Annotated in this window: 15 protein-coding genes; 6 read left to right on the plus strand and 9 right to left on the minus strand. The window is 66.3% G+C overall.

From position 1 onward, the window contains the following. Positions 1–238: 238 nt before the first annotated feature. The 3 genes from Pla123a_RS11790 to Pla123a_RS11800 are packed head-to-tail and all read right to left on the minus strand — an operon-like array spanning position 239 to position 3769. A complete protein-coding gene (locus Pla123a_RS11790) occupies positions 239–2344 on the minus strand; it encodes a protein kinase domain-containing protein (RefSeq protein ID WP_146587147.1) in 2106 nt (701 codons plus the stop codon). Continuing rightward, positions 2304–3062: a PP2C family serine/threonine-protein phosphatase gene (locus tag Pla123a_RS11795; protein ID WP_146587149.1), complete on the minus strand. Its 759-nt coding sequence runs from the start codon at positions 3060–3062 to the stop codon at positions 2304–2306. The genes Pla123a_RS11790 and Pla123a_RS11795 overlap by 41 nt, the downstream gene beginning before the upstream one ends. 23 nt (positions 3063–3085) lie before the next feature. After that, positions 3086–3769, minus strand: coding sequence for a vWA domain-containing protein (locus tag Pla123a_RS11800; protein ID WP_146587150.1), 684 nt, complete (start codon positions 3767–3769; stop codon positions 3086–3088). Between the two features lie 368 nt (positions 3770–4137). Here Pla123a_RS11800 and Pla123a_RS11805 point away from each other — a divergent pair, with 368 nt between their 5' ends. Further along, positions 4138–5028 carry a DUF58 domain-containing protein gene (locus Pla123a_RS11805; protein WP_146587152.1) on the plus strand — a complete coding sequence of 297 codons (891 nt, stop codon included), beginning with the start codon at positions 4138–4140 and terminating at the stop codon, positions 5026–5028. 17 nt (positions 5029–5045) lie between these two features. Further along, on the plus strand, positions 5046–7085 hold the full coding sequence (locus Pla123a_RS11810) for a vWA domain-containing protein (RefSeq protein WP_146587154.1): 2040 nt from the start codon (positions 5046–5048) through the stop codon (positions 7083–7085). 5 nt (positions 7086–7090) lie between these two features. Here Pla123a_RS11810 and Pla123a_RS11815 read toward each other — a convergent pair whose 3' ends face one another. From Pla123a_RS11815 to Pla123a_RS11835, 6 genes are all read right to left on the minus strand, one after another. After that, entirely contained in the window at positions 7091–8584 is a 1494-nt protein-coding gene (locus tag Pla123a_RS11815) for a POT family MFS transporter (RefSeq protein ID WP_146587156.1), read from the minus strand. A 155-nt stretch (positions 8585–8739) separates the two neighbouring features. Further along, positions 8740–9987: a serine/threonine-protein kinase gene (locus tag Pla123a_RS11820; protein ID WP_146587158.1), complete on the minus strand. Its 1248-nt coding sequence runs from the start codon at positions 9985–9987 to the stop codon at positions 8740–8742. Between the two features lie 115 nt (positions 9988–10102). Then, a complete protein-coding gene (locus Pla123a_RS11825; protein ID WP_146587160.1) occupies positions 10103–11710 on the minus strand; it encodes a Kelch repeat-containing protein in 1608 nt (535 codons plus the stop codon). Positions 11711–11779: 69 nt separating this feature from the next. Next, positions 11780–12661, minus strand: a complete 882-nt coding sequence (locus tag Pla123a_RS24610) for a DUF1559 family PulG-like putative transporter (RefSeq protein ID WP_197527890.1) — start codon at positions 12659–12661, stop codon at positions 11780–11782. Continuing rightward, the gene (locus Pla123a_RS24615; protein ID WP_197527891.1) at positions 12651–13622 is read right to left on the minus strand and encodes a hypothetical protein; all 972 of its coding nucleotides are present in this window, start codon (positions 13620–13622) and stop codon (positions 12651–12653) included. Before Pla123a_RS24615 ends, Pla123a_RS24610 begins: the two co-directional genes overlap by 11 nt. Before the next feature lie 144 nt (positions 13623–13766). Beyond that, the gene (locus Pla123a_RS11835; protein WP_146587164.1) at positions 13767–14468 is read right to left on the minus strand and encodes a hypothetical protein; all 702 of its coding nucleotides are present in this window, start codon (positions 14466–14468) and stop codon (positions 13767–13769) included. Positions 14469–14717: 249 nt separating this feature from the next. On the opposite strand from Pla123a_RS11835, the gene hemP reads away from it, so the two are divergent. The 4 genes from hemP (at position 14718) to ispD (ending at position 17171) form a co-directional block, all read left to right on the plus strand. After that, on the plus strand, positions 14718–14924 hold the full coding sequence (gene hemP, locus Pla123a_RS25280) for a hemin uptake protein HemP (RefSeq protein WP_146587166.1): 207 nt from the start codon (positions 14718–14720) through the stop codon (positions 14922–14924). 231 nt (positions 14925–15155) lie between these two features. Next, entirely contained in the window at positions 15156–15728 is a 573-nt protein-coding gene (locus Pla123a_RS11845) for a hypothetical protein (RefSeq protein ID WP_146587168.1), read from the plus strand. Positions 15729–15792: 64 nt separating this feature from the next. Then, positions 15793–16425, plus strand: a complete 633-nt coding sequence (locus Pla123a_RS11850; RefSeq protein ID WP_197527892.1) for a pyroglutamyl-peptidase I — start codon at positions 15793–15795, stop codon at positions 16423–16425. Next, entirely contained in the window at positions 16422–17171 is a 750-nt protein-coding gene (gene ispD, locus Pla123a_RS11855) for a 2-C-methyl-D-erythritol 4-phosphate cytidylyltransferase (protein ID WP_146587172.1), read from the plus strand. The genes Pla123a_RS11850 and ispD overlap by 4 nt, the downstream gene beginning before the upstream one ends. The last annotated feature ends 12 nt before the right edge of the window (positions 17172–17183 follow it).

Raw genomic sequence — 17183 nt, forward strand, 5'->3', positions numbered from 1 at the left:
GCGGGCGTCGCTCGGCGGGTCGCCGGGGGTTCCGGTCCCCGGCGTGAGTAGGGCGGAACGTGCGCAGCAAGGGTGCGCCGGCCGCTACTTCGACTCTATCCAAGGGCGAAGAATCACGCCACTCAATCCGTGGCCCGCGGAGGTCCGTTCGTTGCAAACAGTCCGACAGGAGCCGTAGGCCCGAAGCGAACGTGTCGCGGAACTCGGCATTCCGCAGCCTCCCGCACGATCGGGCCACCTACCGCAACAGCAACCACAGCAGCACGCCAACCAGCGGCGCCACCAAACCGGCTCCACAAACGGTGGCGAGGTTCTGGTTGAGCTTCCGCTCGAGCAGGCTGCGGGTCGCCTGGAAGTCTTGGTACTCTCGGGTCAGCTCGCGGAACTGCTCGGCGAGCCGCTCGAACACGTGCAGGTCTTGCTGCAACGCCTTGCCGCCCTGGTGGGCCATTGCCCGCAGCCGGGTCGCGCCGTTGAGCACCTTGCGGGCCTGCGAGATCTTGAATCTGGCGGCGGCCTCCTGGCGGTCGATCTCGACCTCGCGTTCGGTGACGCCCGCCTCGGGCTGGAAGGCGAACTGGTCAAGTCGGGCCTCGCGCCACTGGGTCAGTTCGATGATCAGCTCCGGCGGGATGCTGGGGATGCCGGCCAGCAGGTGTCCCTCGCAGTCGTTGGCGGTCTCGACGCCGTAGGACTGGAGGATGGCGATGTGCCCCCGCTGCAGCCCGGGGATCTTGCGGCGGTACTGGCGGATCTCGAGGCTGCGGAGGTAGTCCTCACGCTGTTCAAACCGGAGCTGCTTGACGATGGTCTCGAGGTCTTCGGCGTCGGCCGAGTAGCGTTCGCGTCCCGTATTGACCACGGCCGCGTAGGTGTCGAACTCGGCCTCGCGCTCGCGGTGCCGCGCCATGACATTGGCGCCGGTGGTTTCGACCTTGTCGGAGAGGTCGTCGATTCGCTCGAGGTACTCGGCGCTGGTGGAGCGGCGGGCCTTCGCGCCGGGGTGCAACCATAGGGTGGCCGCGACCGCGAGCGACACCACCGCGCCGCCGGCCAGCACGGGCCAGTAGAAGGCCCCGCCCAGGCAGAGCGCCGCTGCCAGCGGGACGCCGACCGCGATCCAGTCGGCGCCGCGCATCGGGAAGCCCTTCTCGGCCTTCTTGATGATCGGCATCGCGGGGACGCGGACCGTCTTCCTGGCCAGGTCGGGGAAGAAGATGTCCTCCACCTGCGCGACGCAGCGGTCGTAGGCCTCGAGCCGCGACTGCATCGAGCCGCCGACCAGCGCCTGGTTGATGAAGAACGCCGGCCCGCCGTTGGCCTCGATGCGGCACCACGGACACTCCGGCGCGCCGTTGTAGTAGATGTGCGACGAGTCGATGTCGCACTCGCGACGGTTCTTCAGCAGGTTTTCCAGCGCCGTGACCCACTGGCGGGCGGACGGGCGCTGCTGACCGGCGGCCGGGTCGCAGCGGAGGGCGGCCTCGAACATCTCGGCGATCTGCGGCGGCAGGTCCGTCAGGCTGAGCGACGCCGGCGGCGGGTCCATCTGCGTCTGGTTGCGGTACTTGCTGAACGCGAAACGGCCTTCGCTGATCGCCCGCTCGATGTGCATGTCCCCCTCGCCGCGGAACCGACCGGCAAACGGGTGGCGGCCGACGAACAGCAGGTGGAAGACCAACAGAGCCAGGCCGAACGCGTCGTGCTGCGGTGTGCGGACCACCTCCGACAGCCGCTGAGACTGCAGCTCCGGCGGGGTGAAGTGCGGCGTGCCAACCAGGCACGGCAGCACCTTCTTGCCGGCCTGGATCTGGAAAGAGTCGCAGTCGATAAAGCGGACGCACATCTCCTCGTCGACCAGCAGGTTGCCCTGGTTCACGTCTCCGATCACGACATTCCGCGTGTGCAGGGCCTCGAACGCGGCCGCCGCGTTGCGGGCGGCGAGCACCAGGTGATGCCAGTAGGCGTGCGGATAGTGCCGAGCGCGGGTCGACGCGCCGTACAACTCGTGCAGCTCGCGGGCGTCGGTGACGCGGGTCATCACGATGCCGCACGGCTGGTCGTTCTGGGCGTCCAGCAGCAGCTTCTGCGGCCAGGCCGCGATCGGCGCCAGCTCCTTGGCGCCGATCTTCAGCATCGCCTTAAGCTTGGTGAGCTGCAGCCCGCTGAGCGGGGTCTTGTGGTAGACCTTAGCGGCGCAGTCCGGCTCCTTGGTCACCTCAAAGACACGCCCCTCCCCGCCCACCCCGATCGGATCGCCGAGGGGCACCACGTTGCCAAGGTGGTCGGTGACCAGCGGCTTCTTAACCGGGATTTTTAGCAGCGAGGACGAGGGTCTTGTCATCGTCGGACCTGTTTTGGACAACCTCAGAGGTCAAAAACCCCTGCAGACCCTCGTTGAGGGACGCGAGGTCGTCTGTTTGGCGGACCGCCTGGAATAATGGGTCAAAAAACGGCGCGTGGGCGGTCTGCCCTTCGAAGCTCAACGCGAGCCGCTCGAGCCCGTCGGTGAACAGGGCGACCTCGCTGAACGCGGTCGGCAGCGCGACAAACTCAACACGGTCTTGGTAGCCCTCCTGGGTGAGGAAATTGGTGCTGTTGGCGTACTCGCCCGACTGCGGCCAGAACACCACCCCAAAGCAGCCGGAGCGGCGGGCGACGATCGCGCCGTCGCCGATCTGGAAGAACACCGACCCGGCCTCGGAGATTAGCGCGCCGCTCAGCGTGCAGGCGTAGTCACGCGGCTTCTGGCCGTCGGCCTCGGCCCGCTCGCCGATCTGCGACCGGGCGTGGTCGCACCAGACGAGCACGTCGTCGCGGCTGGCGGTGTGAAAACCGCCCTCTCGGGCGAGGTGCTGCGCGGCCTTATCGGCAATGGCGTCGCAGGCAATCCGCGACCCGTGCTGGCTGTGGTCGGCGCTGCCGGCGCCGTCGGAGATGCACGCGATTAGGCCGCCGCCGTTGTCGACGTCGACAACGCGGGCCACGTGCGAGTCCTGGCACGGCTCGTTCCCTCGTTCATGCGAAGCACCGCGCACGCTCCGGGCTATGTGTCGCCACATGGCGGCTGTTCCTTCGCTGCGTGCTAGACGGCCGCCCAGCCGGTGGGGCCGGAGGTGGGGTCTTCGAGCGGCACGTCTTCGCCGGGCGAAGAACGCGAGACCGACTGCTGGGAGTTTGAGAGCCAAGTGAAGAGCTCTGCGAACTTCAGCCCCTGCAACCACAGCGGCTTGCGGACGCTCAGCTCGGTTAGCACCTCCATGTTGGCCCCCTCGACGCCAACGCAGAAGAAGCTGAAGCTCTTGGCCTTCTCGCCGGCCTCGATGCGGCTGATGACCGGCTTCCAGTGGTCGTTGGGCTCGCCGTCGGTGATCAGGAAGGCCCACGGGCGGTAGTAGGCAACGCCGTTCTCCCGGTAGGCGTCCTTGCGCTGCTCGATCATGTCCAGCGCGATCGAGACCGCCTCGCCCAGCGGCGTGCCGCCGATGGCGTTGAGCGTGGGGGGATCAAACGCCTCGGCGGTGACGAAGTCGACCACGGTCTGCACCCGGCCCCCAAAGGTCACCACCGCGACCTCGACCCGCTTAGCGGCGAGCGGGTCGGTCAGCAACGCCTGGCGGTAGATCTGGAGCCCCTTGTTGAGCTCGTCGAGCTTGGGGCCGTGCATACTAGTCGACGTGTCCAGCAGCAGCACGCAGGGGACACGGGGCTCTGGGTTCTCAGCGAACTCAACGTTGCTGAAAACGCTATCAGCGCGAAGCTGGTCCATTGGTAGGTCATCTCCGGGAATATACGCAATCGTCGATCTGCACTGCCCCGCTGTGTGCATCTCACGCCGAGGTGGACGCCACTGTGAGGACTGCTGATTCCCTGTTCCACCATCTATATTGCGCACTTCCGCGGCAATCACGCAAGCCTTCTCGAGTGCAACCTTTGCAATTCCTCGCGGACGCTAGCCGAACTCTCCGATTGAGGTCGACTTTGTCGGCCGCCGGCGCGGTAGTTTTCCGCGGGGCAGCGTCAAGAATCACTTAGCCTAAAGCGTGAATCCAGCACGCCGAGCGACGATCGGGTAGAATCCAGCCCTGCCGCCACCCCGCAGCTGGCAGCCTCGCGACCACACCTGCCGTACCGCCGATGCCAATCTCGCCGCCAGAACTCCTGCCGCCCGACCTGATGAGCCAGCTCGAGCGGCTGGAATTGGTCACCCGCAAGGTGTTCCGGGGCCGGATGAAGGGCGAACGACGCAGCAAACGGAAGGGCGAATCGGTCGAGTTCGCCGATTACCGCAACTACACCCCAGGCGACGACCTCCGCCGGGTCGACTGGAACCTCTACGCCCGGCTCGACAAACTGATCCTCAAGCTGTTCCTTGAAGAGGAAGACCTCCACTTCTACACGCTGATTGACGCCTCGCCGTCGATGGCGTTCGGCGAACCGACCAAGCTGGAATACGCCAAGCGCCTGGCCGCTGCCCTTGGGTTTATCGGCCTGGTAAAAAGCGATCGAGTCGTGATCGAGACCCTCGGCCAGGGGCTGCGGGACCGCTCGCCCGTGCTGCGCGGCCGCAAGAGCGTCTGGCGGATGCTGGAGCAACTCTCACAGATCGAGCCCGACCAGGACGGTTCGCTTTCAGAAGGAGTGAAGCGGTTCTGCCTACGGAACGCGGGCAAGGGGGTCGTGGTTCTGATCTCCGACCTGATGGACAAGCAGGGCTACGAGCCGGCCCTAAAGTACCTGATGGCCCAGCGGGTGGACGTCTACCTGATCCACGTGCTCAGCCAAGAGGAGATCGACCCGGACGTCACCGGCGACCTGAGGCTGGTCGACTGTGAGGACCAGGACTTTGCCGAGATCACCGTCAGCGCCCCGCTGCTGTCGCGGTACAAGCAGACGCTCGCCGCGTTCACCGCCGGCGCCCAGGAGTTTTGCTCCAAGCGCGGCATGGCGTACCTGTTGGCGAACAACCAGATGCCGGTCAACGAGCTGATGACGAACTACATGCGCCGCCGCGGGCTGGTGCGTTAGGAGCCGCAAGGAAGGCCATGCTGGACGGACTGTTTCGCAACACGCTGTCGCCGCTGCAGTGGTCGCTCATGCTGGCGATCCCGCCGGCGATCCTCGCGCTGTACTTCCTGAAGCTCAAGCGGATGCCGATCGAGGTGCCGAGCACCTACCTGTGGCGAAAGTCGATTGAGGACTTGCGGGTCAACAGCTTCTGGCAGCGGCTGCGGCAGAGCATCCTGCTGCTGCTCCAGTTGCTGCTGGTGGCGTTGGCGATCTTCGCCCTCCTCCGGCCAGGTTGGGAAGGGACCGAGCTAGGCGGCGAGCGGATCATCTTCCTGGTCGACAACTCGGCCAGCATGGGGACCGAGGACGTCGCGGACGCGAAGGACCGGCTGGCCTCGGCTAAGAAGAAAGTGGCCGGGTTAATCGATCAGCTCGACTCGAGCATGTCGGCGATGATCATCGCCTTCGCCGACACGCCGCACGTCGTGCAGCAGTTTACTGGCAGCCAGGGCGTGCTCCGCGAACGCCTGGAGTCGATTGAGCTGACCTCGCAGCCGACCAACCTACTCGAGGCGCTCAAGCTGGCCGGCGGGCTCGCCAACCCGGGCCAAATGACGCTGCAGGACTCCGGCGTGGAGGTCGAGGTGATCGAGCCCGTCACCACCAGCCTGTACATCTTCAGCGACGGCCGCTTCGAGGACGTTGAGGGGTTCGACCTGGGCGGGCTCGACCCGAGTTACGTGCCGCTCGGCTCGACCGACACCGCCAACCTGGCGGTTACCGCGTTCAGCACCCGCCGCAACGAGGTCCGCCCCGAAGAGCGCGAGGCGTTCGTCCAGGTGACTAACTTCACCGAGGCCGACCAGGACGTGGTGGTCGAGGTCCAGCTAGACGGCCAGTTCCTCGACGCCAAGCAGGCGAGCCTCGAGGCCGGCAAATCGGCTTCGCTCAGCTTCCCGCTGGCCGACGCGCCGCCGGGCAGGCTCACCGCCACCATCGACGCCGAGTCGCTCACCGCCGCTTCCGACAGGCTTAAGATCGACAACGAGGCCTACGCCGGCCTCAACCGGCAGGAGCAGGGCAAGGTGCTGCTGGTCACTCAGGGGAACAAGGTGCTTGAGGCCGCGCTCTCCACCGAGCGTGCCGGAAGGATCGCCGACCTAACCGTAATCACGCCCGCGGGGCTCGACACCGAAGAGTACAAGCGGGACGCCCAGTCGGGCGAGTACGCCCTGATCATCTACGACGTCTGCGCGCCGGCCGAGATGCCGCGTTCGCACACGCTCTTTATTGGCAGCCGCCCGCCGCTCGCCGGCTGGCAGGGCAAGCCGGAGGTCGATGCGGAGCGCTTCCCTCAGGTGATCGACTGGAACCGCGCCCACCCGCTGCTGGCGTACGTCGAGTTGAGCGACCTGTGGATCTACGAGAGCCAGCTGGTCGATCCGCCGCAGGGAGGGACCGCGCTGATCGACTCGAGCAACGGGCCCCTGATGGCGATCGCCCCCCGCGACAGCTACGAGGATGTTGTGCTCGGCTTCCCCATCATCGTCTACCGCGACGGGTCGGCCATGGGCAACACCCGCTGGTTTCGCCGCCGCAGCTTTCCCACGTTCTGGCTCAACACGCTCAGCTACCTGGTTGGCCAGCTCGCCGGCGACGCGGCAAACCAGGCCGAACCGGGCGAGCCGATCGAGTTCCGCCCGGTGACCAACGTCCCTGAGGTCGTGGTGCGCTCGCCCAGCGGCGCCAAGACCACCCTCACCCGCTCCGGCGACACCACCTTCCAGTTCCAAGACACCGCCGAGCCAGGCGTGTACGAGGTGCTCGAGCGAGGCCAGGTCAGCAAGCGTTTCGCGGTGAACCTGTTCGACCGGCAGGAGAGCGACGTGCGTCTACGGGCGTCGCAGCAGGAGGCCGGCCCCGGGATCGACTCGATCCGCATCGGCTACACTGATGTCACCGCCGAGGCCGGCGGGGCGCCGGCCCGCAAGGAGCTGTGGCAGCTGCTGCTGGCGCTCGCGCTGGTGGTGTTGATGGCGGAGTGGTACGTGTGCAACCGCCGGGTGTACATCTGACGGCGCTACTCGCTCACCCCTTCGGCGGTTGCGACCGCCTCGGTTGTCGGTTCTTCTTCGCCCTGGATGTAGGTCTGGCCGCGGTAGAACTGCGACCAACCGACGTACAGCACCGCGGTCGCCAGCATGGCCGCCGTGAAGAACCAGTAGTAGCTGGCGCCGGGCAGCATCACCGACCCGTCGTCGCGGGTAATGAAACCGTTGACGACCGCTGTAAAGACGTTTCCGATCGACACGCTCAGCATGCAGAACGCCATTACGAACGACTTCATCGCCCGCGGCGACTGGGTGTAAAAGAACTCGAGCATGGTGATCGACACCATAATTTCTGCCGATGTTAGCACGGCGTAAGCGGCCACCTGCCACCCGATGGAAGGGGTTTGCCCCGCTTGGATCCTGGCCTCGGCCAGCCCTGCGATCGCAAACGACCCGGCGCAGATGAACAGGCCAAGGCCAATCTTCCTCAGCGGCGTGACAGTGACCAGCCGCCCAATCGCCGGGTAGATCAGGTACGAGAACAGCGGAATCATCATCATCACAAAGACGGGATTGAAGGCCTGCAGTTGCGATGCCGAAGCGGTGACCTGGACCGGGCCGGGCCCGAAGAGCGTCTCCGCGAACGATTGGGCGCCGCTGCTCCAGCCGGTTGGGTCGAACGCGAGCAGCGTGCGATCCATCTGTTCGGCCTGCAGCACCCAAGCGCTTGCGGTCTGGTCGAAGAGGGACCAGAACATCGCTACGAAAAGCAGCAGCGGCGTCAGGTTGGCCACCGCCCGCAGTCCGTCGGCACTGAAGGTCTCGGTCCAAAAACGCGGCCCGGCGGCCGGGATGTGAACGAATGTGTTGCGGCCCATCCAGAACAACAGCGTCGCCAGCCCCATCAAGATGCCGGGCACCCCGAACGCCCACCCCGGGCCGTAGTGGATCAGCAGCAGCGGCGTCAGCAACGTCGAGATGGTCGAGCCGAGGTTGATCGAGAAGTAGAACCAGCTCATTGCGCGAGGAATCAGCCCCTGGCTGGCGGCGCCGAATTGGTCCCCGACGTGCGAGGTCACGCACGGCTTGATGCCGCCGGCGCCGAGCGAGATCAGCCCGAGCCCGACGAACATCACCCACTTGGAGTGCACGGCGGTAGTGAGCGGCGTGTCCATCAGGGCCAGCACGAAGTGCCCCAGGCAGTAGACGATCGACAAGTACAGGATCGTGCGGTACTTGCCCAGGTAGCGGTCGGCGATGATCGCCCCCAGGAACGGGGTGGCGTACACCGCCGCGACGAACCAGCCGAGGACCTGCTTGGCGCCCTCGCCGGTCAGCGGGTCAAGTTGCCCGCTGACGTCGAAGAGGTGCTTGGTCATGAAGACGGTTAGGATCGCCTTCATCCCGTAAAAGCTGAACCGCTCGGCCGCTTCGTTCCCAACAATGTAGGGGATGCCGCGGGGCATGCCGCTGGTATTGTCGGGGGTTGTGCGGTAGGCAGACGCGTTTGAATTCTCAGACATCCGCTTCCGGTTGGCTGGGGAGGGGCGGCAGGCAGGTGTGCTCCGTTTGGCCCATCGGCAGTGTCTTGCCGCATTGAGCGTGCAACGGCAGCAGGGCAGACGCCCAGTCTAACCGAGCGACGGGCCACGCACAGCGCGGGCTTTCGCGTCCCCGGTCAATTCGGGGGAGCGAGCATCAGGGGAGAGTCCGCGGCGGCGTCTGTCGACTCGAATGGCGGGGGCGGCTCGGGCGTTGGGGCGAACCGTGGCCAGAGCAACCACGCGCCCACTAGCACGCTGGCCGCGATCATCCACGGTGCGTGCCGCCGCCAGGCAAGCTCCTCGCCGATAATCGGCCGGCTCGCCGCCAGGGCGCCGGTGCTCACCCCCAGCCGCTGCGCCAGCTGGAGCAGCACCGCGAGCAGCGCCGACGGATCCGCGTAGCGGTCCTCGGGGCGTTTGGCCAGCATCCGCGCGATGGTGCGGGCCATGTCGCGGGGGACCGAGGTGCGAAGCGTGCGGATGTCGGGAGCCCGGTCCCCCTGGTGCTGCAGCAGCTTCTGCAGCGCGGTCCCCTCTGGGAACGGAGGGCGGCCGGTAAGCATGAAGAACAACGTGCAGCCCAACGAGTAGATGTCGCTGCGCGCGTCGGCGTTGCGCGGGTCGCGGGCCTGCTCGGGGGCGATGTAGTCGAATGTGCCAAGGGTTGCGCCGCTGGCGGTCAGGTCGTGACGCTCCTCGTCGACCTGCTTCAGCCGGGCGAGCCCCATGTCGACCACCTTCACGCGGCCGTCGCGGGTAATGAGGATGTTCGAGGGCTTGATGTCACGGTGCACGACGTCGCGGCGCCAGGCGTGCTGCAGCGCGTCGGTGATCTGGATCGCGAAGCTGAGCGCGTCGGCCACCCCCAGCGGACCATTCTCCGCAACGAGATCGCGTAGGTTGGCCCCCTCGACGTACTCGAAGATGATGTACCGCAGCCCGCGGGCCTCGCCTACCGAGTACACCCGGGCGATGCTCGGGTGGTCCAGTCGGGCGGCCGACTGGGCCTCGACCTCAAACCGGCGGCGGGTCTCTTCATCGGTGGCGTGGTGCGTCGAGAGAACCTTGAGAGCGACCGTCCGCTGCAGGGCCAGGTCGATGCCGCGGAACACGGCGCCCATGCCGCCGCCGCCGACAAACTCTTCGAGCAACACCTCGTTGATCGTCTGCCCACGCAGCGCCAGCCCCAGTTCCTTCGGCCGCAACCCAGAGTAGGCGGCGTCCTCCGCGATTGGCTTGCCACTTGAGAAGACGGTGTTCTCGATCTCGCTAATCAACGCCGAGTCGTCGCCCGGCCCACTCAGTCCCTCCGGACCGGTCACGCCGGTTGCCGAGACAGTCGGCGTGTCGTCGGTCGGCGGCTCAGGGGGCGGGGTCGGCACGGGTAGGTCTGACTCGGCTTGTTCGGGCTCCCGACCGTTAGAATGGGCCGACGAATATCCTGTTTAAGAGTCTAGGCCCGGCTATCCGAGGGGTCAAACAAGGTCAGCCAGCGGCTCAATTGCCGCGGACTTCCACCCGCTCGAGGGTCCCGACATGCCCGTTCTCGGCCGACGCACCGGCCACAACCAGCAGCGACTGCCCGTCGGCGGGCACCAGCCGGTGGAAGAATCGCGGGTCGGCCAGCTTGCCGACCGACTTCCATTCGGACGCCCCCGGAGCCAGGGCGTAGACCTCGCCCTGCATGCCCGAGGCGTACACGACGCCGTCCAGATTCCAGGCCGACACGCCGAAACCGCTGATCCCCTTGCCGGGAAGCTTGGGGAGTTCGGACCACGCGTCGGTCGCGGGATCGTAGGCGTCGACCCGATTGGTAACGCCCTCGTCTTGCAGCATGCCGCCGAGTACGACGAGCTTGCCATCAAGGTGCGAGGCGGCCAGGGCGCGGCGGTGGAACGGCGGCTCGGCGATTGCCTGCCAGCCCTGCTCAGGATGGTCGAACTCGTAGCGGAGTGCGTCGGTGCTCCACTCACCCGGGCTCTCGCCGGAAAGCTGCCAGCCGCCGACAACGTACAGGCTATCGCCAATCACAACGGCGTCGTGCGACGAGCGGGGCGTCGGCAGCGGCTGGAGGGCGGTCCACTCGCCGCTCGATGGGTCGAAGCAGGCGAACTCGTCGGTGCTGTGCATGTCCTCGGTCTCGCCGGCCGCGTTGCGCGAGTGCACGCCGCCGACGCGGTAGACTTTGCCGCCGTGCTCCACCAGTGGCAGGCCCTGCAGCGTGGTCTGCATCGGCAGACTCTCCCACGCCTGCCCGCCATCGAGTTTCAGACGACAGAAGTGCTGCGAGAGGTTGTCGCTAGAATGCTCGTGCTCGGTGCCGGTGTGGCCGCTGTAGACGTACACCCAGCCGTCCGCCGCGACCGCGCCGAAGCTGGCGACCGGCGTGGGGAGCTCTGGGTAGGCGCTCGCGGCTTGCATCTTCTCGGCCTGGGGCTGGTAGTTGGTAGTGAGCGTGAGGTAGTAGCTCTCACTGGTGTAGGCGTCGCCCTGGTACTCGCCGGCCGCGTCCTTCACCGTGTGGCCTACCAGCAAACCTACCTCACCAGCGGCAAGGCCGACGAACTTCGCGACGCCGTGCTTGTTGGTCTTCGTGGTGGTCGGATCGCCGGTCGAGTCGGTCAGAGTCACCTCGGCTCCCGGCAGCGGCTCGCCCTGGAAGGTCGCCAAGACACGCAGGGTCTCGCCGTCCCGCCACGGCAGCGCCGCGATGGTCTCGCCGGCGTCGCCCGACGCGGTGGGCTGCTCGTCGGCCAGCGGTGTTCGGTTTACCTCGTAACGCAGCATCGTGCCGTGGTAGACGCCGTACTCGATCGAAGACGTCAGCCGGGCCTCGGCCGAAACCGGCTCGACGCTGACCATGCCGTTCAGCCCGTCCTCCTCGACGCGCTCCATCTTCACAGCCTCGGCCGAGGCGCCCACGCCCCGCATGACTTCGGCGGTCACGACGCACTCCGGCAGGCGGTAGGCGCGTTCGCCGATGCCCTCAGAGAAGAACAGCACGGCGTGGCCGTCTTCATTCGCAGAGAGCCAGGCGAAGTGGGCGGAGGCGGGGGCGGTTAGCAGCGTCAAGAGCAAGCACGCAGTTGCGGCGTGAGTGACCATCGTAGGTTCCTGTTCTGTCGCCGCCGTTGCACGGCGCGACGGTTGGTTGGGGGGTGAGGAAGGCCGGGCCTAGGGAATCTCGACCAGTTCGCCATCGCTAGCGTGGGCGAGGGCTTCGAGGGTCTCGTGGGGTGTCTCGGTCGGGATCAGCCGTGCTGAACCATCGACGAAAAGCATCTCGACGCCGCCCGGGTGGTCTCCGCGAAAGGTTTCCCACTCGTAGAGCTTGGTGACAATTCGGTCGCTGTTGAATTTACCGACGACCGAGGCCCAGGTGACCCCCGGGTAGGCGAAGGCCCACTGCGTAGAACCACCCGGCCCCGCGGCGCCGTGGGACCTCTCGTACAGGTTCGTCAGGCCGTAGTCGAGCTCGCCGACGAGGAACGTCTTCGACGCACCGTCGGCCGCAGAGATTCCGCTGACCGAAGTCTTGCCGCGGCTGGGGTCGATGATGGCGCCGTTGTGACAGAACAAGTTCGGCTCGCCAGTGTAGCGGTTGAACGGGTCGCGGTTGTAGCCGCTGCCGGTCGACACCCCGTAGCTCGCCGCACCCGGCGGCACGTCGCCGCCGACGAAGGTCATCGACGGGCACAGGAACACTTCGAGGCTGACTTCGGTGATCGCGGTGTTGGGTTCCTCACTAGGACGAACGGTGAAATCGTACTCCCCGTAGCGGGACGCCTCGTCGAGGTAGGGCAGCAGCCAAACAAACGCGCTCGCGTAGCGATCCTTGCCGGGGGGCTTGGCGGGCGGCAGCCGCTTGTGAGCGTCGTTGTACTGGTGCATCGCCAGCCCGACCTGCCGGAGATTGTTGATGCACGAGCACCGCCGCGCCGCCTCGCGGGCCGACTGCACCGCCGGAAGCAACAGGGCAATCAGCACCCCGATGATGGCGATTGTCACCAGCAACTCCACCAGGGTAAACCCGGCACGCTTTGAGCTAGGCGGCATCTTGGGGTCCTTTCTCTCGGTGGCGGGGAGCGATCGCCCGGTGGGACCCCCAGCAGAATAGCATGGCAATCCCGAACTGCCACGCAAGCTGAACCGTGCCCGGCTCGGGGACGGCGCTAACGGACAACGCCCCGCCAGCGGTCGCGGCGCGGTCGCGCCAGTAGACGTAGTCCGCCGCGTCAACCACGCCGTCGTTGTTACCATCAGCGGCTGGGCCTGCGCTGCCGTAGGCGGTGCTCCACAGCGTGTAGTCCGCGGCGTCGACAGCCCCGCTAGCGTCATAGTCCCCCTCGACCGAGGCGCCGGGCGCGGCGAAGATGTCGATCGCCAGATTGTCGAGACTCGTGGACGCGTCCGCCGCAGCGAACGACAGCACGTACTGGTCGGCATTCCAGCCAACGAGGTCCCAGACGTAGAGGGTTTCCTGCAGCGTGCCGCCGAAGCCGCCGACAAGGTCGCGGTGTGCGAGCTCCTGCTGAAGCTGCGGTTCGACGGCCTGCGGCTCGCCATCGATTTCATACTCGAGCAAGAAACTCGCCGGGTCGAGAAGGAACCCGAGGGTCCCGACCTGCACGACAACACGGGTGTCGTACCCTGCGCCCAGTCCGTAGCTCGGGACCGTCGCTGCGATCTCGATCGCAACCGCAGGCGAGTAGATATTGCCACTGCTGGGCACGAAAGCGGCTCCGGTGGTCTCGATCAGATTGGCGTCGGACAGCCCCGGTCCGAACGATTGGTTGGGCGGATTGATCTCGGAGACCGCAGCGGATTCTGGGTCACCAACGAAAGACTCGAAGAACGCGAAACTGGAGTTGGCGTCGCCGCGTGACCAAGCCTCAAACGGCGCGGTCTGCCCGTTAGGAGTCAGGAAGGCCGCGGTCTCTGCCCGGACGGGCGTCACGGCCGCGTTGCCGGCAAGCATCAGCGCCGCGAGCAATTGGCCAATTTGGATGAATTTCATTGGGAACGTTCCGTCGTGCTAGGGGAATTCAACTTGGCTGGCGACGGCTGGCGCAATGGGAGAGGGAAAACAGTAGTAAACGGCAGTTGCTGGCGGTCCCCTTGCGGGGCCCGCCAGCAACCATGACCGCAAGGCCTCCTAGCCTTAAGACACCCGACTTCTCTGTGTCAGTGAGGCCGCTCCGCCGAGCGCCAGCAGCAGTGCCGCCGCCGGCTCGGGAGCACCCAACGGAAAGGCGGAGAAGCCGTCGTTCTGCGTGTACGTGTCAATAACGACCTGGTCCAAACTGAAGTGGGGCCCGCTGCCGGCAAAGGTGAGCACATAGCCATCAGCGTCCGCAGCGACGTCCCAGGCGAACAGGTGCTGCTCGACCGCGCCGAAGCCGACGCCCGTCGCAGCCAGCGTGCTGTACATTGGCGGGTTCGCGACGCCGTTGGCGGGCGTCAGGAACACACTGCCGGCATCGAGCGTGGCGCCCAAAGACTGCACCTGGGCGACGATCCGCGTCGTACCCACAGGAGCGGAGGCGAGCTGTGGAATCGCTACCGCAAGCTGGGCGGCGGCGGCCGGGGAGTAGATGTTGCCGCCCCCGGTCAGCACGGCCCCGGGAGTCCCCTGCAGGAGCGTCGCGTCGGCAAGCTCTACCTCGCCCGCGTCGGGCAAGTTGGGCGAGCCGAACGCCGAACTAAAGACGTCCCACTCGGCGTAGGTCGAGCCGAAAAACCCACGCGACCAGTCCTCGAAAGGGGCCGCTACGCTGTCCGGGACAATTACGGCCGCGTTCACGCGTGCCGAACCCACAACAACCGCCGCCGCAACGAGCGCGGTTCGAATCATCAACTTCACGGGATCGCCTCTCTTCTCAAAAGCCAATTGAGCTGAGCGGCGGCGCACGTCGCCGCCGCATGTAAACCACCTCGAGTCGACGCCTAGGGGCAGGCACGGCTGGACGTGCCCTCCGCGGGAGGGCAGCGGCGCACCGCAGCCATCGTTCAACTCGTTGGACCGGTGGCTGGCGGCTGATGCTGGCGGCGGCCTTGCGACTGAGTCGCAATAGCATTAAGTTACACCTCTCGCCTTTTTTGGCAACCCCTAATGCCAAATTATCAACGCCCACCATCACGCAACGAGCTCCACGTGCCCTCTCCACCTTCAAAGCCGCAGGGGTCGCCCCCGCTTGAGCCCAAAGAAGTCGACAGCAGGCAGCTTATGGAGGGTCAGCGCCAGCTCATCATCCGCCACGATGGTCAGCCCTACCGGCTGATCATCACCCGGAATAACCGGCTGATCCTGCAAAAGTGACCCCCGGACAGGCCGTTCGACGTTGCAACCGGCCCATGTTTGCGCCGTTTGGCGAGCGCGCAACGGCCGTTCGGTTGCGTTCAGACGGACGCGGCATACGTTTGATTGAACGTGCGTACCGCGTCGTTTCTCCTCCCTGCCCAAATCTGGCCCTACCACAGCTCCTGTGGTTCGCAACCACACAAGGAACCGCTCCCCATGCGCAACCGCCGCTTGTGCCACACGACCACCATGGCAGTCATCGCAGCCGCGATGGGGATGGGCATCGGTCATGACGCTCCGACCGCACACGCCGCCAACGCCATCGTCACGGTTCTTGCGCCACTCGACTGGCCCGTCAAATCCACCATTAAGCGAACACAGGGGCAGCGGCAGGCGATTGTGTTCGCCGACCCGAACGACGGCTCGGCCAGGGCCGCACTGAGCCAAGCCATCGAGGTCAGCGCCCGCAGTGGAGCCCCGTTTACGTTCTGCTTTGTCGGGCCCGCAGGCGCCGACGAGTCGTACTTTGATACGCCACTGGTTGGCTCCGCGTTCCGGATGGGATTGGGGGTCCAATTCGACCCGGGCGGCGTTGAGGCCGGGTACTTTGGCGCCTCGACGTCGGGGGTCTGCGTCGCCTACGACGCTCGCGGGCGGCTCTGCTTCTACGGCGACCTCGCCCCCTCGGGAGACGGCTACAGCAAGGACGACGGCTCCGAGGCCGCCGTCAAAGGGCTCTCGCGGATCCGGGCCAAGTCGGACCACCTGTTCCTCTGCCCCATCACAGGGCCGCCCTTGAGAGCAGCGGCGGCGGCAGAGTAGCCCAATCCCAGGCCCATGGCGCCCGATGCTTGATCCGGGGCGGGGCATCCGGTTCAATTATGGAATGGTAAAGATCCTCATTACGGCCTACGGCCCGTACGACGACTGGCCCGAAAACGCCAGTTGGCTGGCGTTGCAGGCGTTCTTGCGGGATCTCCCTGACGGTGTCGAGCTGACGACGCGGCTCTACCCGGTCGACTTCCAGACGCTGCGGTCCCGGCTCGAGCCGGACCTGGCCGAGGGGCACGACGCCGTCCTTCACCTGGGGCAAGCGCCAGGCGCCGCCCGCATTGAGCTCGAGACAATCGGCCTGAACATCGGCCGCGAGCGAGGAGCCCCGCCGTCGGAGGACTTTCCGCTCGCCAGCGACGGCCCCCTCGCCTACCGCAGTGGGCTGCCGCTGCCCGAGTGGGAGGCCCTGCTACGCTGCAATGGCATCCCGGCGGCGGTCTCGTACCACGCCGGCGAGTACCTCTGCAACGCGGCGCTCTACCTGACCCACTACTTCAACGAACAGGCCGGTCGGCCAACCAGCGCGACCTTCCTGCACCTGCCGCTCGACACCTCGCAGGTGGTCGATCAGGGCCGGGACGCGCCGTCGCTGCCGGCAGAGGAGTCGGCCCGAGCGATCCGGCTGATCATCGCCGACCTTCAGCAGCGGCGCCAGTATGTAGGCGAGCAGGCAGGGATTGCATGAGCAGTTTTGGCGTGATTCTAGTCGCCGCGGGTGGCAGCACCCGCTTTGGCGACAAGCAGTACAAGAAGCCCTTCGCAAATCTCGCCGGCCGGGCGGTTTGGCTGCATTCCGCCGAGCTGTTCCTCAACCGCGACGACGTTGAACAGCTAGTGGTCGTGATCGCCGAGGACGACCGCGAGGACTTTGATCGGAGGTTCGGCGCCAACCGGGCCATTATGGGTTTCGACGTCGCGATTGGCGGGCAGCAGCGGGCCGACTCGGTGGCGGCCGGGCTCGCGAAGATCAAGCCGTCGATCGGGTTTGTCGCCGTTCATGACGCAGCCCGGCCCTGCCTGTCCGCCAAGAGCGTCGACGCCGTGTTCGCCGAGGCTCAGCGCAGCGGCGCCGCGATTCTTGCGGCGCGGGTTTCGTCGACGCTCAAGCGGGCCACAAGCGTCGACGGCAGCCCGGTTGTCGAAGCGACGGTCTCGCGAGAGAACCTGTGGGCGGCGCAAACCCCGCAGGCGTTCGCCCGAGAGCTGCTAGTCGAGGCCTACGCCCAGTCCGACGCCGCGTCAGCCACCGACGACTCCCAACTTATGGAGCGCCTCGGCCGGCCGGTCTCGCTGGTCGAGAACACCCCGTTGAACCTAAAGATCACTACCAAGGCCGACCTGAAGCTGGCGGAGCAGATCCTCAAAAACCGACCGGCCGCCAAGCCCAAGGTCTTTGGCCACCCATTTGCCGACGACAACCTGTGGCGCTAAATCGCACTCCGC

Origin of the sequence: Posidoniimonas polymericola (genome assembly GCF_007859935.1) — a bacterium.
GTDB lineage: Bacteria > Planctomycetota > Planctomycetia > Pirellulales > Lacipirellulaceae > Posidoniimonas > Posidoniimonas polymericola.